The organism is Citrobacter youngae, assembly GCF_003818115.1.
GTDB lineage: Bacteria > Pseudomonadota > Gammaproteobacteria > Enterobacterales > Enterobacteriaceae > Citrobacter > Citrobacter youngae.
In genome coordinates, this window is record NZ_RPOI01000007.1 from 85,060 (window position 1) to 107,556 (window position 22,497).

Here is a 22,497-nt window from a genome sequence, read left to right on the forward strand (position 1 = left end):
TCCGCTATCTTAGAACGGAATATCGTCGTCGAAATCCATCGGCGGTTCGTTAGACGGCGCTGCCGGAGCGGACTGCTGCGGGCGAGACTGCGCGCCGCCGCTGAACTGATTACCGCCCTGCGGCTGCTGAGGCTGACCCCAACCACCCTGCTGCTGGCCGCCACCTGCCGGAGCACCACCGCCCTGACGACCGCCCAGCATTTGCATGGTGCCGCCAACGTTAACAACAACTTCAGTGGTGTACTTTTCTACGCCGGACTGATCGGTCCATTTGCGGGTACGCAGTTGGCCTTCAATATAGACCTGAGAACCTTTACGCAGATATTCGCTGGCGACTTCCGCCAGTTTGCCAAACAGCACAACGCGGTGCCATTCAGTCTGCTCTTTCATTTCACCGGTCGCTTTATCACGCCAGGATTCGGAAGTAGCCAGCGTAATGTTGGCAACTGCGCCACCATTCGGCATATAGCGTACTTCCGGGTCCTGGCCCAGATTACCGACGAGAATCACCTTGTTTACGCCTCTGCTGGCCATGATCGTGTCTCCTGAAAAACGTTACTGAATAAGTGTAAGCGCGGGATTGTAGCATTTCCAATAGCGCTTTTACTACGTTGCGAAGTTGATTCCAGTAAACAACCTCCGCCAGACATTGTTGCACAGGAACATGCGTTTTGCATTCCAATACTGTATATCCATTCAGGTCAGGTTGTGTCATAATTAACCGTTTGTGATCGCCGGTAGCACCATGCAGCCAGGCAAAAAAGCGTTTAATCCGGGAAAGATGAATGGATAAGATCGAAGTTCGGGGCGCCCGCACCCATAATCTCAAAAACATCAACCTCGTCATCCCGCGCGACAAGCTGATTGTCGTCACCGGGCTTTCGGGCTCAGGCAAATCTTCGCTTGCTTTCGACACCCTGTATGCCGAAGGGCAACGTCGTTACGTTGAATCCCTTTCCGCGTACGCGCGTCAGTTTCTGTCACTGATGGAAAAACCAGATGTCGACCACATTGAGGGGCTGTCTCCTGCCATCTCAATTGAACAAAAATCGACGTCTCATAACCCGCGATCCACGGTAGGTACGATTACCGAAATTCACGACTATCTGCGCCTGCTGTTTGCCCGCGTTGGCGAGCCGCGCTGCCCGGATCACGACGTTCCCCTGGCGGCGCAGACCGTTAGCCAGATGGTGGACAACGTGCTGTCGCAGCCGGAAGGCAAGCGTCTGATGCTACTGGCACCGGTAATTAAAGAGCGTAAAGGCGAGCACACCAAAACGCTGGAAAACCTGGCGGGACAGGGCTATATCCGCGCCCGTATCGACGGTGAAGTGTGTGACCTTTCCGATCCGCCCAAACTTGAGCTGCAAAAGAAACACACTATTGAAGTGGTGATTGACCGCTTTAAAGTCCGTGACGACCTCACCCAGCGACTGGCTGAATCCTTTGAAACCGCGCTGGAACTGTCCGGCGGTACGGCGGTGGTCGCCGATATGGACGACCCGAAAGCGGAAGAGCTGCTGTTCTCCGCCAACTTCGCCTGCCCGATTTGCGGCTACAGCATGCGCGAACTGGAACCCCGCCTGTTCTCGTTTAACAACCCGGCAGGCGCATGCCCAACCTGTGATGGTCTCGGCGTGCAGCAGTATTTCGATCCTGACCGGGTGATTCAAAACCCGGAACTGTCGCTGGCCGGTGGCGCCATCCGCGGTTGGGATCGCCGTAACTTCTATTATTTCCAGATGCTTAAGTCGCTGGCGGAACACTATAAGTTCGATGTCGAAGCCCCGTGGGCCAGCCTGAACCCTACTGTGCATAAAGTGGTGCTGTACGGTTCGGGTAAAGAAAATATCGAATTCAAATACATGAACGATCGCGGCGATACGTCCGTACGTCGTCACCCGTTTGAAGGTGTGCTGCACAATATGGAGCGCCGTTATAAAGAGACGGAATCCAGTGCGGTACGCGAAGAATTAGCCAAATTCATCAGTAACCGACCGTGCGCCAGCTGTGAAGGGACGCGTTTACGCCGGGAAGCCCGCCACGTATTTGTCGAAAATACGCCACTGCCCGCGATTTCCGACATGAGCATCGGTCATGCGATGGATTTCTTCAACAACCTGAAGCTTGCAGGTCAGCGGGCGAAGATTGCCGAGAAAATCCTTAAAGAGATTGGCGATCGTCTGAAGTTCCTGGTCAACGTCGGCCTCAACTACCTGACGCTGTCGCGTTCAGCGGAAACGCTCTCCGGCGGCGAAGCTCAGCGTATTCGCCTGGCAAGCCAGATCGGCGCGGGTCTGGTCGGTGTAATGTACGTGCTGGATGAACCGTCTATCGGTCTGCATCAGCGCGATAACGAACGTCTGCTGGGTACGCTTATCCACCTGCGTAACCTGGGTAATACCGTGATTGTGGTCGAGCACGATGAAGATGCGATTCGCGCCGCTGACCACGTTATCGACATCGGCCCCGGCGCGGGCGTTCACGGCGGCCAGGTGGTTGCTGAAGGAACGCTAAAAGATATCATGGCGGTGCCTGAGTCGCTAACCGGCCAGTACATGAGCGGTAAGCGCAAAATTGAAGTACCGAAACAGCGCGTGGCGGCTGACCCGGAAAAAGTGCTGAAGCTCACCGGCGCACGCGGTAACAACCTGAAAGATGTCACTCTGACGCTGCCGGTTGGTTTATTTACCTGCATTACCGGGGTTTCCGGCTCAGGTAAATCGACGCTGATTAACGATACGCTGTTCCCAATTGCGCAGACGGCGCTGAACGGTGCGACGCTGGCGGAACCTGCGCCGTATCGCGATGTTCAGGGTCTGGAACATTTCGACAAAGTCATCGATATTGACCAAAGCCCGATTGGCCGTACACCGCGCTCTAACCCGGCAACCTACACCGGCGTGTTTACGCCAGTGCGCGAACTGTTTGCCGGCGTGCCGGAGTCACGTGCGCGCGGTTACACGCCAGGCCGTTTCAGCTTTAACGTCCGTGGTGGACGCTGTGAAGCCTGTCAGGGCGACGGCGTGATCAAAGTCGAAATGCACTTCCTGCCGGATATCTACGTGCCGTGCGATCAGTGCAAAGGTAAGCGCTATAACTGCGAAACGCTGGAGATTAAGTACAAGGGCAAGACTATCCACGAAGTGCTGGATATGACGATTGAAGAAGCCCGTGAGTTCTTCGATGCCGTTCCGGCGCTGGCGCGTAAGCTGCAAACGCTGATGGACGTTGGCCTGACGTACATCCGACTGGGTCAGTCCGCAACGACCCTCTCTGGCGGTGAGGCGCAGCGCGTGAAGCTGGCGCGTGAGTTGTCAAAACGCGGTACCGGGCAAACGCTGTATATTCTCGATGAGCCGACCACCGGTCTGCATTTTGCGGATATTCAGCAACTGCTGGACGTGCTGCATCAGCTCCGGAATCAGGGCAACACCATCGTGGTGATTGAGCACAATCTGGACGTGATTAAAACCGCAGACTGGATTGTCGATCTCGGTCCGGAAGGCGGCAGCGGCGGCGGGGAAATTTTAGTCTCCGGCACACCGGAGACGGTCGCTGAATGTGAAGTCTCACACACGGCACGTTTCCTCAAGCCGCTGTTGTAATCCTGCCCTTATCAGGCCTACGGGCACATACCCTGTAGGCCGGATAAGTCGCTAGCGACGCCATCCGGCAAAACGGATCAAGGCTGCACCAGCAACCTGCGTTTATCTTCCGGCAAGGTGTTTATGGCCTGCTGGTAAGACGCGTCCACCAGATAATAAATCTGTGAACCTGGCAGCGAGCCGTCAAGATACACCGTGCTCCAGTGCGCTTTATTGAGATGGCGGCTGGGTCGCACGTCTTTATGTTGCTGACGCAGCAATTCTGCCAGTTCAGGGCTGGTTTTCAGAGAGACCGCCGGGCGACCTTCGACCTCTTTGACCATGGCAAAAAGTACATCTTCAACTTTGATTTGCGTGGCTTTCCAGTCACTATGCACGCTCTGCTCCGCACCCGTTTTTGCCATGCAGTATTGCAGCAACTCCGAATTCGTCATCTTTATTCCCCTTACCAGCATATTGCCTAATGAGAACATCTTTTATTCAGTGTGCAGCAAGTCCGCAAAAGGTAAAAGCCAGCAGCGTAAATTTGTTTAAAAAAGCAGCATTTCGTATTCTCAATACTCCGAGTTGACGATCACCTCTTCACCAAACGCGCCAGCCTGCGGCAGCGGTTTATAGGTAGAGTTAGAGGCGCGTAAAATACGGATACCGCGGATTCCTACGTCGCGAGCGGCGGTGATGTCATTGTCGGAGTCACCGTAGAACATGCGGATGCTTTTATCCTGCAACCACTGCGTTTTGGTGTTCTGACCGGGTTTATCACCGGCAAAAATGACCGGATTCATATTGCCGGCCGGAATGTGAAAGTTATCGGCCAGCGTTTTCGATACCGTTTCGGTCTTCGTCTGACTACGCCCGGTCACGAAAAAGATGCTGTCGCCACGACGCACATGCATATCAATCAACTGACGCGCCACTTCTTTCGGAATACTGAATTCATCCCAGCCATTGTTCATTTTTTCCCAGAAGGCCGGATTCTTCAGGTAATCCTCACTGTCCGGGGAATACGTTTTTTTACCGCGCCAGAAGCCCGGGCTGGAAAAGAGAACCGTATCATCGATATCAAAGCCAACGGCCATCGGCGGGCGTCCGGTCAGGCTGTTTTCGATTTGTGCCACGGAGACCCAGTGAATGGGGGCCTGCTCAGCGAGTTTTGCAACGTTGGTGCCCGGATTAAGCTGAGAAGGAGAGGAAACTAACGCCTGAGCGGGCTGATTTAACGTGAACAATAAACAAACGGCACTCAGTGCCAGGGTAAACTTGCGCATATTTTTCCCTAAGTAGTCAGTTAGTTATGATTTTTTATTTAACAACTGGTCAAAAAACTATCTGACCTTACCCCCTGGGGGAAGGGAAAGGAAGGATTTTCTCTGGTTTTGTCCAGGAAAAGGAGCATGATCACACAGGAAAGTACGCCTGATGGCGCTCCGCTTATCAGGCCTACAAACTAAAATCCATGTATCCTTGTAGGACAGATAAGGCGTTTACGCGCCATCCGGCATCACACAAAGCCGATTACATGACGGCGGCAAATGCCTTCGCCACGCGCTGCACATTACCGTGATTCAACCCGGCCACGCACATACGTCCGCTGGCTATCAGGTAAACACCAAACTCATCGCGCAGGCGATCGACCTGAGCGGCGCTGAGCCCGGTATAGCTGAACATACCGCGCTGTTGCAGCAGGTAATCAAAGTTACGGCCCGGGATCTCCGCATTCAATACGTTAACCAGTTCCTGACGCATCACCAGAATGCGGGTACGCATTGCCTCAACTTCCGCCAGCCAGCTCGCTTTCAGCTCTTCATCCCCCAGTACCGCGGCAACCACCTGCGCACCAAAGTTTGGCGGACTGGAGTAGTTCCGGCGCACCGTCGCTTTTAGCTGCCCCAGAACGCGGCTGGCAGCATCGGCGTCTTCACACACCACAGAAAGCCCGCCAACACGTTCGCCATACAATGAGAAAATTTTGGAGAATGAGTTGCTAACCAGAGTTGGTAAACCAGCACTCGCAATCGCACGGATGGCGTACGCATCATCTTCCATTCCGCCACCAAAACCCTGGTAGGCAATGTCGAGGAACGGGATCAGGTCGCGCGCTTTCAGGATCTCAATCACCGCATCCCACTGTGCTGGTGTTAAATCCGCACCCGTGGGGTTATGGCAGCACGGATGCAGCAGCACAATGCTACGCGCCGGTAAGGTATTCAGCGCTGCCAGCAGATCGTTGAAACGCACGCCATTAGTCGCGTTGTCATACCATGGGTAAGTACTTACTTCGAATCCCGCCCCTTCAAAAATCGCGATGTGGTTTTCCCAGGTCGGATCGCTGACCCACACGCCAGAATCAGGGAAATAGCGCTTCAGGAAGTCTGCGCCAACCTTTAGCGCGCCGGAGCCGCCCAGCGTCTGAATGGTTGCCACGCGCTGCTGCTGGAGAACCGGATGATCTGCGCCAAACAGCAGCGGCGCAATAGTATGACGATACGTGTTCAGACCTTCCATCGGCAGATACAGCGAAGCACCATGCGGTTTGGCATTAAGTCGAGCTTCCGCTTCCGCCACCGCTTTAAGCTGAGGAATAATTCCGTCTTCGTTGTAATACAGGCCTATGCTGAGGTTCACTTTGTCGCTACGTGAATCTTCTTTGAAGCGCTCCATGAGCGATAAAATCGGGTCGCCGGCGTAGGCGTCAACTTTTTGAAACACGTGTGGTTCTCCAGGTTTACAGGCAAGGGTTAAGAACACAATAAACCGGAAGCGGGAGAAGATCGAGAGGATGTTGAGGGCAATATTGCCGGAAGGCGGCGTAACCGCCTGTCCAGCACATCATTCTGCTAATCGATATACTTCATCGCCACCCTTGAGGTCAGGCGCGTAATAAGTTCGTAAGCACTTACTTTCGTCATTTCAGCAATGCGTTCAACGGGCAGTCCCTCACCCCACAGAATCACCGAATCGCCGGCTTTATCCTGCGCCTCGGGGCCTAAATCGACGCAGATCATATCCATCGCAACGCGACCGACGATCGGCACTTCACGGCCATTAACCAGCACCGGCGTCCCGGACGGCGCCGCGCGCGGATAACCATCACCATAGCCCATTGCCACCACGCCCAGACGCGTGTCGCGCTCGCTCAACCAGGTACCACCATAGCCAACCGGCTCGCCCGCTTTGTGCTCACGCACCGCAATCAGGCTGGAGGTCAGCGACATCACCGGCTGACAGCCAAAATCGGCACCGATAGAGTGGTTTTCCAGCGGCGATACGCCGTACAGAATCAGCCCCGGACGCGCCCAGTCGAAGTGGGACTGGGGCCACAGCAAAATACCGCCCGACGCAGCAATTGAACGCTGTCCAGGTTTTCCCTCGCAAAAGCCATTAAAGATATCGAGCTGTTTTTCCGTCGCGCCGCATTCAGGTTCATCCGCGCGCGCAAAGTGGCTGACGATATTAACCGGCTGGCGCACGTTGTCACATTGCGTTAAACGCTGATAAAACGCTTCGGCCTGCTCAGGGCGCACGCCCAGGCGGTGCATCCCCGTGTCGAGCTTCATCCAGACGGTGACCGGTTCAGCCAGTTCTGCGGCTTCCAGGGCTTCAAGCTGCTCCAGGTTGTGGACGGCTGTATGCAGACGCTGCGCGGAAATAGTCGGCAGATCGGAGGCATCAAAAAATCCCTCCAGCAGCAGGATGGGCTGCGTGATCCCACCCGCTCGCAACCGCAGGGCTTCTTCAAGACGAGCGACACCAAAAGCGTCCGCATCGGGGAGCGTTCGCGCAGTCTCTAACAGACCGTGGCCGTAAGCGTTCGCTTTCACGACCGCAACCAGTTTGCTGGCAGGAGCCAGTTCACGCAGACGTTGCAGGTTGTGTCGCAGAGCGCGGCGGTTAATGACTACAGTTGCCGCTTGCATTTGTATTCCTTAGAAATTACTCATCATCATATTGAGGACCGGCATAGTTGTCGAAGCGGGACCACTGTCCGTTAAACGTCAGGCGCACCGTACCGATCGGACCGTTACGCTGCTTACCAATAATAATTTCGGCGATGCCTTTTAAGTCACTGTTTTCGTGATAAACCTCATCACGATAGATAAACATGATTAAGTCGGCATCCTGTTCGATGGAGCCGGATTCACGCAGATCCGAGTTAACCGGGCGCTTGTCGGCGCGTTGTTCCAGAGAGCGGTTAAGCTGCGATAGCGCTACCACCGGCACATGCAGTTCTTTTGCTAACGCCTTCAGCGAGCGGGAAATTTCAGCAATTTCCAGCGTACGGTTATCGGAGAGCGACGGTACACGCATCAGTTGCAGGTAGTCGATCATGATAAGGCCGATACCGCCGTGTTCACGGGCGATACGACGGGCACGCGAGCGCACTTCCGTTGGCGTCAGGCCGGAAGAATCATCAATATAGATGTTTCGTTTCTCCAGCAAAATACCCATTGTTCCGGAAATTCGCGCCCAGTCTTCATCATCCAGTTGACCGGTACGGATTTTGGTCTGGTCCACGCGCGAAAGCGAGGCCAAAGAACGCATCATGATTTGTTCTGAGGGCATTTCAAGACTGAAGATAAGAACTGGCTTATCCTGCAACATCGCCGCATTTTCGACGAGGTTCATTGCAAATGTCGTTTTACCCATCGACGGACGCGCGGCGACGATAATCAAGTCCGACGGCTGTAGACCCGCGGTCTTTTTGTTGAGGTCGTCATAACCGGTGTTTACGCCGGTGACGCCGTCGTGCGGCTGCTGGAACAACTGCTCGATACGCGCGACGGTTGCGTCGAGCACATCGGTGATGTTTTTCGGGCCTTCGTCTTTGTTGGCACGGCTTTCAGCGATTTTAAAGACGCGGGATTCCGCAAGATCCAGCAGGTCTTCACTGGAGCGCCCTTGCGGATCGAAACCAGCTTCCGCAATTTCATGGGCCACCGAAATCATGTCACGAACAACGGCGCGTTCGCGGACGATATCCGCATAAGCACTAATGTTCGCCGCACTTGGCGTGTTTTTAGATAACTCAGCCAGGTAAGCAAAGCCGCCGACGCTGTCCAGTTGTCCCTGAACCTCCAGCGATTCTGCGAGCGTGATCAGGTCGATAGGTTTTCCCATCTCCTGCAGTCGATGCATTTCCGTGAAGATGTGCCGGTGCGGTCGGGTATAGAAATCTTCCGCCACCACGCGCTCGGCCACATCGTCCCAGCGTTCGTTATCCAGCATTAAACCGCCCAACACCGACTGTTCCGCTTCAATCGAGTGCGGCGGTACTTTCAGCCCGGCGACCTGGGGATCGCGCTCACGAGCATCAGTCTGTTGTTTGTTGAAGGGTTTATTTCCTGCCATAGTGAATGGAGTTACCGAGATAATGATTGGGTCGAAAGATTACCACATTTCTTTTGGAGGAAGCATGGCAACGCGTATTGAATTTCACAAGCATGGTGGTCCTGAAGTGCTTCAGGTCGTCGAGTTTACGCCTGCAGATCCGGCAGAGAACGAAATCCAGGTCGAGAACAAAGCGATTGGCATCAACTATATCGACACTTACATCCGCAGTGGTCTTTATCCACCGCCTTCTCTGCCCAGCGGTCTGGGAACCGAAGCCGCCGGCGTAGTCAGCAAAGTGGGGAGCAAAGTGACGCACATTAAAGCTGGCGATCGCGTGGTGTATGCGCAGTCAGCGCTTGGCGCTTACAGCTCAGTGCATAACGTTCCGGCCGATAAAGCCGCCATCCTACCCAACGCTATCTCATTTGAACAAGCCGCAGCCTCATTCCTGAAAGGGTTAACCGTTTTTTATCTGCTGCGTAAAACCTATGAAATTCAGCCTGATGAGCCGTTTTTGTTCCATGCGGCTGCGGGCGGCGTCGGGATGATTGCCTGCCAGTGGGCAAAAGCATTGGGCGCGAAGCTGATTGGTACTGTCGGCAATGCGCAGAAGGCACAAATAGCGCAGCAGGCCGGCGCATGGCAGGTCATTAACTACCGTGAAGAAAGTATCGTCGAACGGGTTAAGGAGATAACCGGCGGAAAAAAAGTACGGGTGGTGTATGACTCGGTGGGGAAAGATACCTGGGAAGCCTCGCTGGATTGCCTGCAACGCCGGGGATTGATGGTCAGCTTTGGCAACGCCTCCGGGCCGGTGACTGGCGTGAACTTAGGTATTCTGAACCAAAAAGGTTCGCTGTACGTGACCCGTCCTTCACTCCAGGGTTACATCACCAACCATCATGAATTAACCGAAGCCAGCAATGAACTGTTCTCGCTGATTGCCAGCGGGGTGATCAAAGTGGATGTCGCGCCGGGTCAGAAATTTGCGTTAAGTGACGCGCAACGGGCCCATGAAGCACTGGAAAGCCGGGCCACGCAGGGATCGAGTTTGCTGATCCCATAATGCTTCGACCTCCCCTAAATAATTCAAATTGCAGGAAGGCGGCAATTGAATGAATCCCTAGGAGCTTACTGGAGTAAGTGACTGGGGTGAATGAAAGCAGCCAACACACCTGCGGTTTGAATTATGACGGGGAAGTAAAGAATTAGGGCTTCCCATGGGAAGCCCTTTCTTTTTTTAGTTCGGCTGTATGTAGGGTACAGCTCGATGAATTCGTTAACCACGCAATAGTGACAGATTTGATAATCAATTCCTATTTGGTTCTAAAGGCAATGTTGCAGGTTGTGACGCACCGCTCAATACCTTAGTAAAATCGACGGTTATTGCGCTGATACTGTGGGACTTTTGGCGCTTTTATCGCCTTGATAACCCACACCACGGCAACAGCCAGTAGCAGCCAGGGCAACAGTTTAATCATCAAGGCAAATAGTCCACCCAGAAACATCACTGCGGTGGCTACGACCAATGCGGCCAGAACGCCCAGCAAAGATACGCCGGTGACCATCAGCATGATAAAAAACCCAATCACAAAAAGTAGTTCCAGCATGGCTCTCTCCCGAAATGAAATTCTCTCCATTGCTTTACAAGAAACATGCCAAAAATAATGTATTGATTTATAAAGAAAACGCCCCGCGACAAAGCGCAGGGCGTGGTGAAATTAACTAACTTTTGGTGAAAACTTAACGCTTGTCTGCCACCAGTTTCAGCGCGTGTTCCAAAACGTTAATATCGGCCCCGGCTTTATGCGCATTTTCACTCAGATAACGACGCCATTGGCGTGCGCCTGGAATTCCCTGGAACAACCCCAGCATGTGGCGGGTCACATGCCCCAGATACGTACCTTTACTCAGCTCCCGCTCAATATAGGGATACATGGCACGCACCACGGCGACAGGGTCTGCATCCGGCGTGGTCGCAGCAAAAATTTCACGGTCGACCGACGCCAGAATCCCCGGGTTTTGATAGGCTTCCCGGCCCACCATTACGCCGTCCATATATTGCAGATGCGTTTTTGCTTCTTCCAGTGATTTAATTCCGCCGTTAATCGACATCGTCAACTGCGGGAAATCACGCTTCAACTGATAAACACGGTCATAATCCAGCGGTGGGATTTCGCGGTTTTCTTTCGGGCTTAACCCCGACAGCCAGGCCTTGCGGGCGTGGATGATAAACATCTCACATTCGCCGTTACCCGAGACCGTGTTGATGAAGTCACACAGGAATTCGTAGCTGTCCTGATCATCAATGCCGATACGGGTTTTCACCGTTACCGGAATCGACACCGCGTCGCGCATCGCCTTCACGCAATCGGCGACCAGTTGCGCATTCCCCATCAGGCAAGCGCCAAACATGCCATTCTGCACGCGGTCGGAAGGACAACCCACGTTGAGATTGATTTCGTCATAACCCCGCTGTTCAGCGAGCTTTGCGCACTGCGCCAGCGCCGCAGGATCGCTCCCGCCCAGTTGCAATGCGACCGGATGCTCTTCTTCGCTATACGCCAGATAATCGCCTTTACCATGAATGATCGCGCCGGTGGTTACCATCTCCGTATAGAGCAACGTCTGGCGGGACAGCAGGCGCAAAAAGTAGCGGCAGTGTCTGTCCGTCCAGTCGAGCATCGGCGCGATAGAAAAACGATGAGCGGGAAAAGCGGTAGACTGAGATTCAGGCAGCATGGCGAATATTCAAGCATCCGGTTAAAAAAGTGGCGCTACTATAGCATAGACCGTTGCGATAGTGAGCCACATCATCGTGGATAGCGCCCTTCGTTCGCGTGGATTGTCATTTCCGCCCAGGTTTTCCGTCGTGTGGACCAAAAAACTGTGGAGGATGATCAACCCAGCGATCTTCACGCGTGACTGCATAGACCGGATTGAGTGGATAGTAGATGCGGTTATGCTTCTTGTTCGCCTCACCGACGACCAGCAGCCGCACCTCGTCACTGGTGTTGTTGATAAAAGTGTGGCACACACCGGTTCCTGCCGGAAAACCAACGCTGTCGCCGGGTTCCAGCTTCCATAAGTAACCATTTATCCAGGCTTCCGGGTACCCTTCCAGTACGTAGATGAACTCTTCTTCATCACTTTCAGCGTGTGGATAAGAAGTACGCCGACCCGGCGGCAGACGTTCGTGATGGATGCCTAATCGCCCTAACCCCAACCTGCGGGCCAGCGGCGCGCCAATAGAAAAAAGCTCATCGCTGCCTGGATAGGTGGAGTCATCAGGCCCCTCAACTTCACGCCAGTGGCGAATACAATCGGGTCTTTTCATGTTAATTTTCCAGTGTTGCGATGCGTCAGGTATAGCACACAGCGGTGGATCTCGGCGTTTTAAGCAGAACATGATAAAGTAAGGGATTAACCTTCCACGCAAATCGAGGCGCCAAATGGACAAAACCACCACGCAGGAGTTATTGGCTCAAGCTGAAAAACTCTGTGCGCAACGTAACGTGCGGCTCACGCCACAACGCCTCGAAGTGCTGCGCCTGATGAGCCTGCAGGAAGGGGCAATCAGCGCTTACGATCTGCTTGATCTGTTAAGGGAAACCGAACCACAGGCTAAGCCGCCTACCGTCTATCGTGCGCTCGATTTTCTGCTTGAACAAGGTTTTGTGCACAAAGTGGAGTCAACCAACAGCTATGTGCTTTGCCATCTGTTCGATCAGCCAACCCACAGCTCCGCAATGTTCATCTGCGACCGCTGTGGCGTGGTAAAAGAAGAGTGTGCGGAAGGCGTGGAAGATATTATGCATACGCTGGCAGCTAAAATGGGATTTGCTCTGCGCCATAATGTGATTGAAGCCCACGGCCTGTGTCCGGCATGTGTGGAAGTTGAATCATGCCGCCATCCTGGCGAATGCCAGCATGACCATACCATTCAGGTGAAAAAGAAAGTCGGGCGGTAAATAAAAGAGCGTACGTCCTTGTACTCTCAGGAGGGAGGGGTTAATTACCAGCGGTAATCGTTGCGTTTTTCCCAATCTTTAACTTCTTTCTCCGCCTGATCTTTCGCGTACCCATATCGTTCCTGGACTTTACCAACCAGCTGGTCGCGTTTACCTTCAATGACCGTCATATCATCATCGGTCAGTTTGCCCCATTGCTCTTTCACTTTACCTTTGAACTGTTTCCAGTTACCACTGACTTCGTCTTTATTCATCATCAAGTCCTCATCGTTAGGTTGTGAATAGCGAGAGTGCCGCGCCCGAATACATGCTGTTTTTGCTGGACGTGATAGTAAGTGTAGTCAGGGATTCTGGGTTTTATTTACTATTCGGAATTTTTAACCATAGGCATCAGGCAAACCAGGTGCCATTACGCCAGTGACGTCGCCAGATGAAGGCCAGTGAAAGCCCGCGCAGCGCGAGAAAAACGGTTAACGCCAGCCACAAGCCGTGGTTTCCCAGCAGCGGTAAAGTCAGGAGCGTTAAGGCGAATCCCACTGCGGCAACGGCCATACTGTTGCGCATTTCAGCGGCACGCGTTGCGCCAATAAACATGCCGTCCAGCAGATAACACCACACACCCACCAGCGGCAAAACCACCTGCCAGAAAAGATAGCGATCGGCCAGGTGTTGGATTTGCGGCAGCGAGGTCAGCAGCGCCACAATCTGCTCGCCGAACAGGGCATAAACCATCGAAAACAGGACGGCCACAATACCCGACTGCCGGCAGGCCGCCCGCCAGACATCCAGCAACTGGCTACCATCGCGTGCCCCATAGGCCTGGCCAGAGTGCGCTTCCACGGCATAGGCAAACCCGTCCAGCGCATAGGCAGTGAACGTCAGCAGGGTCATCAGAACGGCATTGACCGCAATGACATCGCTACCGAGGCGAGCCCCGAGTACCGTGATAGCACCAAAGCAGAGTTGCAACAGCAGCGAACGCAGCATGATGTCACGGTTGAGCGCCAGCAAACGGCGGAAGTTGCCACGCCACGCCTGCTTCAGCATTGCCAGCGAAACTCCGCGCAAATGCAGGACTTTGCGTACCATCATCAGACCGATAAGCAGCGTGGCATATTCGGCAATCACCGTCGCCAGTGCTGCACCCTGCACGTTCATATGCAGGCCCATCACCAGCCATAAATCGAGCGCAATGTTGAGAATATTGCCGACAATCAGCAGGATAACCGGCGCACGCGCATATTGTACGCCAAGCAACCAGCCGAGCAGCACCAGATTGGCCAGTGAGGCGGGCGCGCTTAGCCAGCGGATTTCCAGGAAACGCCGGGCTTGTTCCAGTACCGCTTCACTACCCCCGACAATATGCAGCGCTAAATCGATAATCGGCGTGCGAAACAGCGCGATAAACAGCCCCGCTCCCAGCGCCAGTATCAGCGGTTGTACCAGCGCGCGCGCCAGCGCCTGAGGATTTTTCGCACCGAACGCCTGGGCCGTCAGGCCGGTGGTACTCATGCGTAAAAACAGCAGCAGCATAAAGAGAAAACTGGTCGCTGTTGCGCCGACAGCAACGCCACCCAGGTAGACCGGGCTATCCAAATGACCAATCACTGCGGTATCCACCAGCCCCAGCAGTGGAACAGTGATGTTGGAGAAAATCATCGGTAAGGCAAGGTGCCAGAGTGCTTTATCAGAGGAGGTAAAGAAAGGCATGGAAAAGAGCCTGAAAAGAAATTAACGCGTTTTTGTAGGCCCGATAAGCGTAGCATCATCGGGCAATTTGCCGGAGAGCAGCGTAAACGCCCTTTCCGGCCGACAGGAAATCAGCAGATCATTACAGCCATTCACCGTTACGAATTACGCCGACAGCCAACCCTTCAATGGTGAAGTTTTGCTCGCGCAGATCGACAACGATAGGTTTAAATTCACTGTTTTCCGGCAGAAGTTCAACCTTGTTACCCTGCTTTTTCAGGCGCTTAACCGTGACTTCATCATCAATACGGGCAACAACAACCTGGCCGTTACGCACGTCCTGCGTTTTATGCACAGCCAGTAAATCGCCATCCATAATCCCGATATCTTTCATCGACATACCGCTGACGCGCAGCAGAAAGTCGGCGTTCGGTTTGAACAGTGATGGGTCAACCTGGTAATGGCCTTCGATGTGCTGCTGTGCCAGAAGTGGCTCACCGGCCGCCACACGACCGATAAGCGGTAAGCCTTCCTCTTCTTCCTGCAGCAGGCGAATACCACGCGATGCGCCAGAAACGATTTCCAGCACACCTTTACGCGCCAGTGCTTTCAGGTGTTCTTCAGCCGCGTTTGGGGAACGGAACCCCAAACGCTGCGCGATCTCCGCACGCGTCGGTGGCATACCTGTCTGGCTGATGTGATCTCTAATGAGATCAAACACCTCTTGCTGCCTGGCCGTTAACGCTTTCATTCCGCCCCCTGGGTGTATATACAGTTATGCTGTGAGTATATACAGCTAAAGGCGAATTTGGAACCGCAAACTGCACAAAAAACAGGAGATTTATGAAGTTGTGGAATCTTTATCGCAAATGCGACCACAACAGGATGCCCCAGGTGATCACAGCGACAAAAATAGAAAGCAATACCGCAGCCGATCCCATATCTTTCGCCCGACCAGAAAGCTCGTGATACTCAGAACCAATTCGGTCGACAACCGCCTCAATGGCGCTATTCAGAATTTCAACGATCATCACCAGCATCACCGAACCAATCAGCAGTACGCGGGTAATCGCGTCAACGTCCAGCCAGCAGGCAATTGCTACCCCCAACAGTACGGCAACGCTTTCCTGACGAAATGCCGCCTCATTGATCCATGCTGCGCGGAAACCTTGCCAGGAATAGCCTGCTGCTTTGATAATCCGAGTGAATCCAGTGGTATTATTGGCCATCAAAAGAACCTTTTTACATTATTAGCGTGAGTATTATTGCATCGTTACCCTGTTTGTTTCAGGGCATAAGCAAAGCTGCGCGAAGTATGACGGGATACCACAGAAATTCACTAAACTTTCTGATATCCTTGCAGCGCATTTGCATTATTAACCAGAGGCTTTACATCGTTTATGTCCGGCTGGCCACGAATTTACTACAAATTACTGAATTTACCATTAAGCATCCTGGTAAAAAGCAAGTCTATCCCGGCGGAACCCGCCCCGGAATTGGGACTCGATACCTCTCGTCCCATTATGTACGTCTTACCGTACAACTCAAAAGCTGACTTGCTGACGCTGCGTGCCCAATGCCTGGTGCACGACCTCCCTGATCCCCTGGAACCGCTGGAGATAGACGGGACTTTGCTGCCGCGCTACGTGTTTATACACGGCGGCCCGCGTGTATTCACCTATTACACGCCAAAAGAAGAGTCCATCAAGTTGTTCCATAACTATCTCGACTTACATCGCAGCAACCCCGATCTGGATGTTCAGATGGTGCCGGTGTCTGTGATGTTTGGCCGTGCTCCTGGACGCGAGAAAGGCGAAGTCAATCCACCACTGCGCATGCTGAATGGCGTACAGAAATTCTTTGCTGTGTCCTGGCTGGGCCGCGACAGCTTTGTCCGCTTCTCACCTTCCGTCTCCCTGCGCCGCATGGCAGACGAACACGGCACAGATAAAACCATCGCGCAGAAACTGGCACGCGTGGCGCGTATGCACTTTGCCCGCCAGCGCTTAGCGGCGGTTGGCCCTCGCCTTCCTGCCCGCCAGGATCTGTTTAATAAACTGCTGGCCTCAAAAGCCATCGCACGCGCGGTGGAAGATGAAGCACGCAGCAAAAAAATCTCCCATGAAAAAGCGCAGCAAAACGCTATCGCATTGATGGAAGAGATTGCCGCCAACTTCTCCTACGAAATGATCCGCCTGACGGACCGTATTCTGGGCTTTACCTGGAACCGTCTGTATCAGGGGATTAACGTTCATAATGCGGAGCGCGTACGCCAACTGGCGCACGACGGACATGAAATCGTCTATGTGCCGTGCCACCGCAGCCATATGGACTACATGCTGCTGTCGTACGTTCTGTACCATCAGGGACTGGTTCCACCGCATATCGCGGCCGGTATCAACCTGAATTTCTGGCCGGCAGGTCCGATTTTCCGCCGTCTGGGCGCATTCTTTATTCGTCGTACGTTTAAAGGCAATAAGCTCTATTCCACCGTATTCCGCGAATACCTGGGCGAGTTGTTCAGCCGCGGCTATTCGGTTGAGTACTTTGTCGAAGGTGGGCGGTCGCGTACCGGCCGTCTGCTCGACCCGAAAACCGGCACGCTGTCGATGACCATTCAGGCGATGCTGCGCGGCGGTACGCGTCCGATTACCCTCGTACCGATCTACATCGGCTACGAGCACGTAATGGAAGTGGGCACCTACGCCAAAGAGCTGCGTGGCGCGACGAAAGAAAAAGAGAGCCTGCCGCAAATGCTGCGTGGCTTAAGCAAGCTGCGTAATCTGGGTCAGGGCTACGTTAACTTTGGCGAACCAATGCCGCTGATGACTTACCTCAACCAGCATGTGCCGGAGTGGCGTGAATCTATCGATCCTATCGAGTCTATCCGTCCGGCCTGGCTGACGCCGACGGTGAATAACATTGCTGCCGATCTGATGGTGCGCATTAACAACGCAGGCGCGGCCAACGCCATGAACCTGTGTTGTACCGCGCTGTTGGCTTCCCGCCAGCGCTCTTTGACCCGTGAACAGTTAACCGAGCAGCTCGACTGCTACCTGAGCCTGCTGCGCAACGTGCCGTACGCGACGGACTCAACCGTTCCCGCGCAAAGCGCCAGTGAACTGATCGACCACGCCTTGCAGATGAACAAGTTTGAGGTTGAGAAAGACACCATCGGTGACATCATCATTCTGCCGCGCGAGCAGGCGGTACTGATGACCTACTACCGCAACAATATTGCCCACATGCTGGTTCTGCCTTCGTTGATGGCCGCGATTGTGACTCAGCACCGCCGGATTTCACGCGCCGCATTGCAGCAGCATATTGAAGCGCTGTACCCGATGCTGAAAGCCGAGTTGTTCCTGCGTTGGGAGCGTGATGAGCTTGCCGGGGTAATTGACGAGCTGGCCAACGAAATGCAACGTCAGGGTCTGATAACCCTGCAGAACGATGAGCTGCATATCAACCCGGTTCATTCTCGCACGCTGCAGCTGTTGGCTGCGGGCGCGCGTGAAACGCTACAGCGCTATGCCATTACCTTCTGGCTGCTGAGTGCGAACCCGTCCATCAACCGCAGTACCCTGGAGAAAGAGAGCCGCACCGTGGCACAACGTCTTTCCGTGCTGCACGGTATCAACGCGCCTGAGTTCTTCGATAAAGCCGTGTTCAGCTCCCTGGTGCTGACGCTGCGTGACGAGGGCTACATCAGCGATACCGGTGATGCCGAACCGGAAGAGACGATGAAGATCTATCAGATGCTGGCCGAGCTGGTCACGTCCGATGTGCGTCTGACCATCGAAAGCGCAACGCAGGGCGAGTAAGCATAAAAAAACCGGTCGAAATGACCGGTTTTTATTTTGCAGGCTAAGCCAAACTCAAAGGTGCCAGTAGCTCATCGCCAGCCCTAAGAACAGTACCAGCCCCACATAGTTATTGTTCATAAACGCTTTAAAGCAGGCATCCCGTTCACGATCGACAATCAGTTTCTGCTGATACACAAACAGTGCGCCCGCCACCAGCAGTGACCAGTAATAGCCCAGCCCCAACCCGTTTAACCACCCCACCATCGCCATCAGCGCCAGCACACCGACCTGCAGAATGCCAATAATCAGCTTGTCGTTCTGGCCGAACAGAATGGCGGTCGATTTAATGCCAATCTTCAGATCGTCATCACGATCAACCATCGCATACTGCGTGTCATACGCCACCGCCCAGAGAATGTTGGCGAGGAACATCAGCCAGCAGCTCAGCGGTACGGACTCGCTCACGGCGGCGAACGCCATGGGAATAGACCAGCCAAACGCCGCCCCCAGCACCACCTGCGGCAGGTGCGTATAGCGTTTCATGAAGGGATAAACCCACGCCAGTGCTAACGCGGCAACGGACAACAAAATCGTCATCGTGTTAAGAGTCAGAACCAACAGGAAGGCGAGCAACACCAGCACAACAAACAGTGTTCGGGCCTCTTTCTCCGTGACTGCACCGCTCGGCAGCGGCCGGTTTGCGGTCCGTTTGACGTGTCCGTCAAATTTCCTGTCGGCATAATCATTCACCACGCATCCGGCAGCGCGCATCAGCCACACACCGGCGACAAACACCGCCAGTATCCATAATTGCGGTACACCAGGGGTCGCTACCCACAGCGCCCACAGCGTCGGCCAGAGCAGCAGTAAGGCGCCAATTGGCTTATCCGTACGCATCAAGCGGTGAAACGCCAGCAGCTTACTCTGCGTCAGACTCCACTCCATCTTTATCTTCCTCTCAGTACAACGGCGATGCAGGCAAAAAAAGCTCGGTAAGCATCAGCGGCTTACCGCTCAGTCGCAGTCGGGAACGACGCCCCCACAGCGCTGCATCGCGGCCAATCTCAATAAAATCGCGGGTCAATGTCGATGATGTAAACAGATAGCGCCCGAGCGGGGTTTTCCCCAGATTTTGTAAAGCCAGTTCGGGGCCGCACAAGGTGGATTCAGGCACCACGGTCCGCCCGGCAAGCCATGGCTCACCATCCGCGCATAACAGGATTTCCCGCAACCAATAGCGGGATTCTGCCGGCAGCAGCGTCAACTCTTCAGCGACTTCATTTTGCCCAACGAATCCTTCTCGTATCAATGTTACGGTGACCTGTTTTCCCTGCTGCTCAAAACGTTTGGTCATCGAATCTTCCAGTAACAACCAGTCGAGCAATTGAGGGTCAAGCGACGGGATCGCATCAAAATAACGCAGAGCACGCAGTTGCGTTAACGCGGGGTGTGGCATGCCTTACTCTCCGATTCATAACCTGAAGGCATTGTATCGCAGAAAAGGCTTTGCGGGGTGAGCAAACACGATTAAGTGATCGGTAGGGCAACATAAGTGTAACAAGTAGCATCGAAGGATAAAAAAAGGTGCGCCAGGAGACGCACCAGTTGTTGCAAAATCAACAATGTGGGGAGATGGTTACCCCTTGCCTTTTACACTGCTGATAAAGGTGGAACGGGCAGATTTGGATCCCAGACGTTCAGCTTCATCAAGCAGCTTCAGCGCTTTATCAACATCACCTTTCGCCACGGCATCCTTAATCGCCTGGTTAAAATAGTTCTCAGTGTCATTCAGCATCGGCTCGCTTTTCTTCACCGGTTGCGGTGCCGGTGCGGCTACCGCGGCAGCCGGGGCTGCATAGGCCACCGCAGGTGCAGCGGTATTACCCACCGTCACCGGACCCGGGCCAGAGGAGCCAAACAGCGGCCCAACCAGCACGCTGGAGGTGCTGTTAGTTTTCACCTGCAGTTTCACCAGACCATCGGTAGTATGGCGGGCAATCGGGTCCGGAATATCCGGAACAGCATTGCCCACGCCCTTGGCATACGCTTTCGCCGGGTCAAGCAGCGTGGTGGTCTGTTGGAGATCTTTATCAGTAGTAAAGACCAGAACATAAAGCTTCTGCTGTCCCAGCGCTGGCGTCAGACGCATCACCCCTTCCAGGCGATCCGCACTCATCACACCCGGTGCCTGGTAGGTAAAGTAGCTGCTGGGGAAGAACGCAGATGGCGTCATGTTCTGATCAAGAATTAAAACGTTTGGCGCAAATACGCTGGTTTGTTGGTTAACTTCACTGCTCAGCGTCAGGGTCAGTTCACCAATATTGGCCGGTACGCTATAGGCGGCAACCGGGCCGCTAATACCGGCAATGTCCAGACGCTGTCCCGCTGTCGCCAACGGGGTTGACTGGGTTTTCGATTGGTCGACGGGCGTCCAGGCCAGTTGTTGCAACGCAGCCGTCGGAATCGACGGTGCAGCTGCGGTGTCCTGCGGAACGATATTCACATCGGCCAGGCTGATTCCGGGAACGCTGGCAAATAACCCTGCCGATAAACAAAGGGCAACGAGACTTTTCTTCATTTTCATTGTTATCACCTCAGATAGCATGGGTTCAGCGGTGGCCAGGCAATAGCGCGCTAAACCGTAAGTAAGAGGGGCTTACGCCCCTCTTTAGGTCATTACGTCAGGTTAATGCTGGATTACCACCAGATTTCCATCTGGGCACCGAAGGACCACTCGTCGCTATCGCCACGGCTGGTTGTGCTGATACCGGAGTTGGTTGCAGCAGCATATTTAGAGACCTTATCTCCGTTTTTCACGTAGCCCCATTCTTCATCCCATTTGGCATAGGTTGCAAAGACGCGGATTGCCGGACGAGACCAGATGCTGTCGCCTGCCTGCCACTGTTGCGCCAGGGTGATTTTGTATTGGCTGTTGCGATCGCCAGTCTGTTGAGATTTGACGTTGTCGTAGCCGACTTCCATCAGGGTGCTCATGATTGGCGTCCATTTGTACATCGGACGAATACCCACGGTGTACCATTCAGTACCCAGGTCGTTATCCATGTCGATATTCTGATACATACCGACGTACATCAGGTCCCACTTGTCGCCCAGAGAGATAGCACCGTGGTCAAGTACGCGTACCAGGCTACCGTTGTTATTGATGTTGTTGTTTACATGATGGATAACGGGATCATTTGGTGTTGCCTGGGTATCGAAGGTTGAACCGTAAGTACCCTGCGAGCCACCTTTACCCTGCGTGGTCATCGCGTCAGTTGCATACTGAACCACAAACTTGTTATAGCCCTTCAGCATGCTCTGAGTATGTTCTGCAGTGAACATCCAGCCATCTTTAGAAGCGCTATCCGCGTAGCTATAACCGTCAGTTTTATTCGCACGACCGTAGTCAACACCCAGCTCCAGCATGCCGTCCGGGTTAATGGCCATCTGCGCTAAACGCATGTCGAATACGTCGTTCGCGGTATCTTTGGATGTGTCGTAGATATTCTGGCTACTGAAGGTGTAAGAACCACCCGCTTCCTGAGAACGGGTTGCGGCCAGAGACAGCTTACCAAAGCCCAGATCGATGTTTTCAATACCGGCACCAGGACCTGAAATATCCCAGTAGTAGAAGTCGATCATATGGACGTCATGACGCTGATAGAAACGTTTACCGGCCCAGATGGTGGAACCCGGCAGCCATTCAATCAGGTTTTTACCCTGCACGTTGGCTTCGCGGAAAGCAGGATCGGTCGCTTCCCAGTCATTCTGCTGTGCAACAGAGTAGGCAACGTTAGTGTCGAAGTAGAAGCTCTTATCGCCTTCTTTCCACACTTCCTGGCCCAGCTTAATTTCGGCATAGGTTTCACATTCGTTACCGAGACGGTATTTACTTTGGGCACCGGTTGCCTGGAAACATTGTTGTTCGCCGCCACTACCCGTCCAGCCGATACCGGAACGAGCATAACCATGGAAATCGACAGCCATTGCCTGAACAGACATAATGCCTGCTGCCACAGCAACCGCCAGAGGAAGTTTGCGCAGAGTAATCATCGTTCTATCTCCTGAGATCATTGCTTTTCTTTAAACGCTTCA

21 protein-coding genes are annotated in these 22,497 nt (G+C 53.8%); 4 read left to right on the top strand and 17 right to left on the bottom strand.

Annotation, left to right across the window (positions count from 1 at the left end):
• Positions 1–9: 9 nt before the first annotated feature.
• Positions 10–534 (bottom strand): single-stranded DNA-binding protein SSB1, encoded by a 525-nt coding sequence (ssb1, locus tag EHN13_RS06455; protein WP_003826621.1) that lies wholly within the window; start codon positions 532–534, stop codon positions 10–12.
• 251 nt (positions 535–785) lie between these two features.
• On the opposite strand from ssb1, the gene uvrA reads away from it, so the two are divergent.
• Positions 786–3,608, top strand: coding sequence for an excinuclease ABC subunit UvrA (gene uvrA / locus EHN13_RS06465; protein ID WP_124021073.1), 2,823 nt, complete (start codon positions 786–788; stop codon positions 3,606–3,608).
• A gap of 77 nt (positions 3,609–3,685) precedes the next feature.
• Here uvrA and EHN13_RS06470 read toward each other — a convergent pair whose 3' ends face one another.
• The 5 genes from EHN13_RS06470 to dnaB all read right to left on the bottom strand — a co-directional run bounded on the left by EHN13_RS06470 (position 3,686) and on the right by dnaB (position 8,957).
• Entirely contained in the window at positions 3,686–4,042 is a 357-nt protein-coding gene (locus EHN13_RS06470; protein WP_048213923.1) for an MmcQ/YjbR family DNA-binding protein, read from the bottom strand.
• A 120-nt stretch (positions 4,043–4,162) separates the two neighbouring features.
• A complete protein-coding gene (gene aphA / locus EHN13_RS06475; protein WP_048213924.1) occupies positions 4,163–4,876 on the bottom strand; it encodes an acid phosphatase AphA in 714 nt (237 codons plus the stop codon).
• A 247-nt stretch (positions 4,877–5,123) separates the two neighbouring features.
• Positions 5,124–6,317, bottom strand: coding sequence for an aromatic amino acid transaminase (tyrB, locus tag EHN13_RS06480; protein WP_124021074.1), 1,194 nt, complete (start codon positions 6,315–6,317; stop codon positions 5,124–5,126).
• A 128-nt stretch (positions 6,318–6,445) separates the two neighbouring features.
• A complete protein-coding gene (alr, locus tag EHN13_RS06485) occupies positions 6,446–7,525 on the bottom strand; it encodes an alanine racemase (protein WP_124021075.1) in 1,080 nt (359 codons plus the stop codon).
• Positions 7,526–7,541: 16 nt separating this feature from the next.
• On the bottom strand, positions 7,542–8,957 hold the full coding sequence (gene dnaB / locus EHN13_RS06490) for a replicative DNA helicase (RefSeq protein WP_061067020.1): 1,416 nt from the start codon (positions 8,955–8,957) through the stop codon (positions 7,542–7,544).
• A 64-nt stretch (positions 8,958–9,021) separates the two neighbouring features.
• On the opposite strand from dnaB, the gene EHN13_RS06495 reads away from it, so the two are divergent.
• On the top strand, positions 9,022–10,005 hold the full coding sequence (locus tag EHN13_RS06495) for a quinone oxidoreductase (RefSeq protein ID WP_061068789.1): 984 nt from the start codon (positions 9,022–9,024) through the stop codon (positions 10,003–10,005).
• A 301-nt stretch (positions 10,006–10,306) separates the two neighbouring features.
• Here EHN13_RS06495 and pspG read toward each other — a convergent pair whose 3' ends face one another.
• The 3 genes from pspG to EHN13_RS06510 all read right to left on the bottom strand — a co-directional run bounded on the left by pspG (position 10,307) and on the right by EHN13_RS06510 (position 12,276).
• Entirely contained in the window at positions 10,307–10,549 is a 243-nt protein-coding gene (gene pspG / locus EHN13_RS06500) for an envelope stress response protein PspG (RefSeq protein ID WP_003031713.1), read from the bottom strand.
• A 133-nt stretch (positions 10,550–10,682) separates the two neighbouring features.
• Positions 10,683–11,681, bottom strand: a complete 999-nt coding sequence (gene dusA / locus EHN13_RS06505; RefSeq protein WP_115644062.1) for a tRNA dihydrouridine(20/20a) synthase DusA — start codon at positions 11,679–11,681, stop codon at positions 10,683–10,685.
• A 106-nt stretch (positions 11,682–11,787) separates the two neighbouring features.
• The gene (locus EHN13_RS06510; RefSeq protein WP_048213928.1) at positions 11,788–12,276 is read right to left on the bottom strand and encodes a cupin domain-containing protein; all 489 of its coding nucleotides are present in this window, start codon (positions 12,274–12,276) and stop codon (positions 11,788–11,790) included.
• A gap of 115 nt (positions 12,277–12,391) precedes the next feature.
• On the opposite strand from EHN13_RS06510, the gene zur reads away from it, so the two are divergent.
• Positions 12,392–12,910: a zinc uptake transcriptional repressor Zur gene (gene zur, locus EHN13_RS06515; protein ID WP_003031709.1), complete on the top strand. Its 519-nt coding sequence runs from the start codon at positions 12,392–12,394 to the stop codon at positions 12,908–12,910.
• 44 nt (positions 12,911–12,954) lie between these two features.
• Here the strand turns inward: zur and EHN13_RS06520 are convergent, their stop codons facing one another.
• The 4 genes from EHN13_RS06520 to EHN13_RS06535 all read right to left on the bottom strand — a co-directional run bounded on the left by EHN13_RS06520 (position 12,955) and on the right by EHN13_RS06535 (position 15,828).
• Positions 12,955–13,164: a CsbD family protein gene (locus tag EHN13_RS06520; protein ID WP_005132658.1), complete on the bottom strand. Its 210-nt coding sequence runs from the start codon at positions 13,162–13,164 to the stop codon at positions 12,955–12,957.
• A gap of 136 nt (positions 13,165–13,300) precedes the next feature.
• Positions 13,301–14,620, bottom strand: coding sequence for an MATE family efflux transporter DinF (gene dinF, locus EHN13_RS06525; protein ID WP_124021076.1), 1,320 nt, complete (start codon positions 14,618–14,620; stop codon positions 13,301–13,303).
• A 121-nt stretch (positions 14,621–14,741) separates the two neighbouring features.
• Positions 14,742–15,350, bottom strand: coding sequence for a transcriptional repressor LexA (gene lexA, locus EHN13_RS06530; RefSeq protein ID WP_124021077.1), 609 nt, complete (start codon positions 15,348–15,350; stop codon positions 14,742–14,744).
• A 109-nt stretch (positions 15,351–15,459) separates the two neighbouring features.
• The gene (locus EHN13_RS06535) at positions 15,460–15,828 is read right to left on the bottom strand and encodes a diacylglycerol kinase (RefSeq protein WP_048213931.1); all 369 of its coding nucleotides are present in this window, start codon (positions 15,826–15,828) and stop codon (positions 15,460–15,462) included.
• A gap of 171 nt (positions 15,829–15,999) precedes the next feature.
• Between EHN13_RS06535 and plsB the strand changes: the two genes are divergently transcribed.
• Entirely contained in the window at positions 16,000–18,420 is a 2,421-nt protein-coding gene (gene plsB / locus EHN13_RS06540; protein WP_048213932.1) for a glycerol-3-phosphate 1-O-acyltransferase PlsB, read from the top strand.
• Positions 18,421–18,474: 54 nt separating this feature from the next.
• Here the strand turns inward: plsB and ubiA are convergent, their stop codons facing one another.
• The 4 genes from ubiA to EHN13_RS06560 all read right to left on the bottom strand — a co-directional run bounded on the left by ubiA (position 18,475) and on the right by EHN13_RS06560 (position 22,455).
• Positions 18,475–19,347 (bottom strand): 4-hydroxybenzoate octaprenyltransferase, encoded by an 873-nt coding sequence (ubiA, locus tag EHN13_RS06545; RefSeq protein ID WP_048213933.1) that lies wholly within the window; start codon positions 19,345–19,347, stop codon positions 18,475–18,477.
• A gap of 13 nt (positions 19,348–19,360) precedes the next feature.
• Positions 19,361–19,858 (bottom strand): chorismate lyase, encoded by a 498-nt coding sequence (ubiC, locus tag EHN13_RS06550; protein WP_048213934.1) that lies wholly within the window; start codon positions 19,856–19,858, stop codon positions 19,361–19,363.
• Positions 19,859–20,038: 180 nt separating this feature from the next.
• Positions 20,039–20,986, bottom strand: coding sequence for a maltose operon protein MalM (malM, locus tag EHN13_RS06555; RefSeq protein WP_061067019.1), 948 nt, complete (start codon positions 20,984–20,986; stop codon positions 20,039–20,041).
• 113 nt (positions 20,987–21,099) lie between these two features.
• Positions 21,100–22,455 carry a maltoporin gene (locus EHN13_RS06560; protein ID WP_048213936.1) on the bottom strand — a complete coding sequence of 452 codons (1,356 nt, stop codon included), beginning with the start codon at positions 22,453–22,455 and terminating at the stop codon, positions 21,100–21,102.
• Between the last annotated feature and the right edge of the window lie 42 nt (positions 22,456–22,497).

Excerpts from the sequence above, each read along its gene's own strand:
- ssb1 (WP_003826621.1), bottom strand. The coding sequence starts at position 534 with ATGGCCAGCAGAGGCGTAAACAAGGTGATTCTCGTCGGTAATCTGGGC.
- uvrA (WP_124021073.1), top strand. The coding sequence starts at position 786 with ATGGATAAGATCGAAGTTCGGGGCGCCCGCACCCATAATCTCAAAAAC.
- EHN13_RS06470 (WP_048213923.1), bottom strand. The coding sequence starts at position 4,042 with ATGACGAATTCGGAGTTGCTGCAATACTGCATGGCAAAAACGGGTGCG.
- aphA (WP_048213924.1), bottom strand. The coding sequence starts at position 4,876 with ATGCGCAAGTTTACCCTGGCACTGAGTGCCGTTTGTTTATTGTTCACG.
- alr (WP_124021075.1), bottom strand. The coding sequence starts at position 7,525 with ATGCAAGCGGCAACTGTAGTCATTAACCGCCGCGCTCTGCGACACAAC.
- dnaB (WP_061067020.1), bottom strand. The coding sequence starts at position 8,957 with ATGGCAGGAAATAAACCCTTCAACAAACAACAGACTGATGCTCGTGAG.
- EHN13_RS06495 (WP_061068789.1), top strand. The coding sequence starts at position 9,022 with ATGGCAACGCGTATTGAATTTCACAAGCATGGTGGTCCTGAAGTGCTT.
- pspG (WP_003031713.1), bottom strand. The coding sequence starts at position 10,549 with ATGCTGGAACTACTTTTTGTGATTGGGTTTTTTATCATGCTGATGGTC.
- dusA (WP_115644062.1), bottom strand. The coding sequence starts at position 11,681 with ATGCTGCCTGAATCTCAGTCTACCGCTTTTCCCGCTCATCGTTTTTCT.
- EHN13_RS06510 (WP_048213928.1), bottom strand. The coding sequence starts at position 12,276 with ATGAAAAGACCCGATTGTATTCGCCACTGGCGTGAAGTTGAGGGGCCT.
- zur (WP_003031709.1), top strand. The coding sequence starts at position 12,392 with ATGGACAAAACCACCACGCAGGAGTTATTGGCTCAAGCTGAAAAACTC.
- EHN13_RS06520 (WP_005132658.1), bottom strand. The coding sequence starts at position 13,164 with ATGAATAAAGACGAAGTCAGTGGTAACTGGAAACAGTTCAAAGGTAAA.
- dinF (WP_124021076.1), bottom strand. The coding sequence starts at position 14,620 with ATGCCTTTCTTTACCTCCTCTGATAAAGCACTCTGGCACCTTGCCTTA.
- lexA (WP_124021077.1), bottom strand. The coding sequence starts at position 15,350 with ATGAAAGCGTTAACGGCCAGGCAGCAAGAGGTGTTTGATCTCATTAGA.
- EHN13_RS06535 (WP_048213931.1), bottom strand. The coding sequence starts at position 15,828 with ATGGCCAATAATACCACTGGATTCACTCGGATTATCAAAGCAGCAGGC.
- plsB (WP_048213932.1), top strand. The coding sequence starts at position 16,000 with ATGTCCGGCTGGCCACGAATTTACTACAAATTACTGAATTTACCATTA.
- ubiA (WP_048213933.1), bottom strand. The coding sequence starts at position 19,347 with ATGGAGTGGAGTCTGACGCAGAGTAAGCTGCTGGCGTTTCACCGCTTG.
- ubiC (WP_048213934.1), bottom strand. The coding sequence starts at position 19,858 with ATGCCACACCCCGCGTTAACGCAACTGCGTGCTCTGCGTTATTTTGAT.
- malM (WP_061067019.1), bottom strand. The coding sequence starts at position 20,986 with ATGAAAATGAAGAAAAGTCTCGTTGCCCTTTGTTTATCGGCAGGGTTA.
- EHN13_RS06560 (WP_048213936.1), bottom strand. The coding sequence starts at position 22,455 with ATGATTACTCTGCGCAAACTTCCTCTGGCGGTTGCTGTGGCAGCAGGC.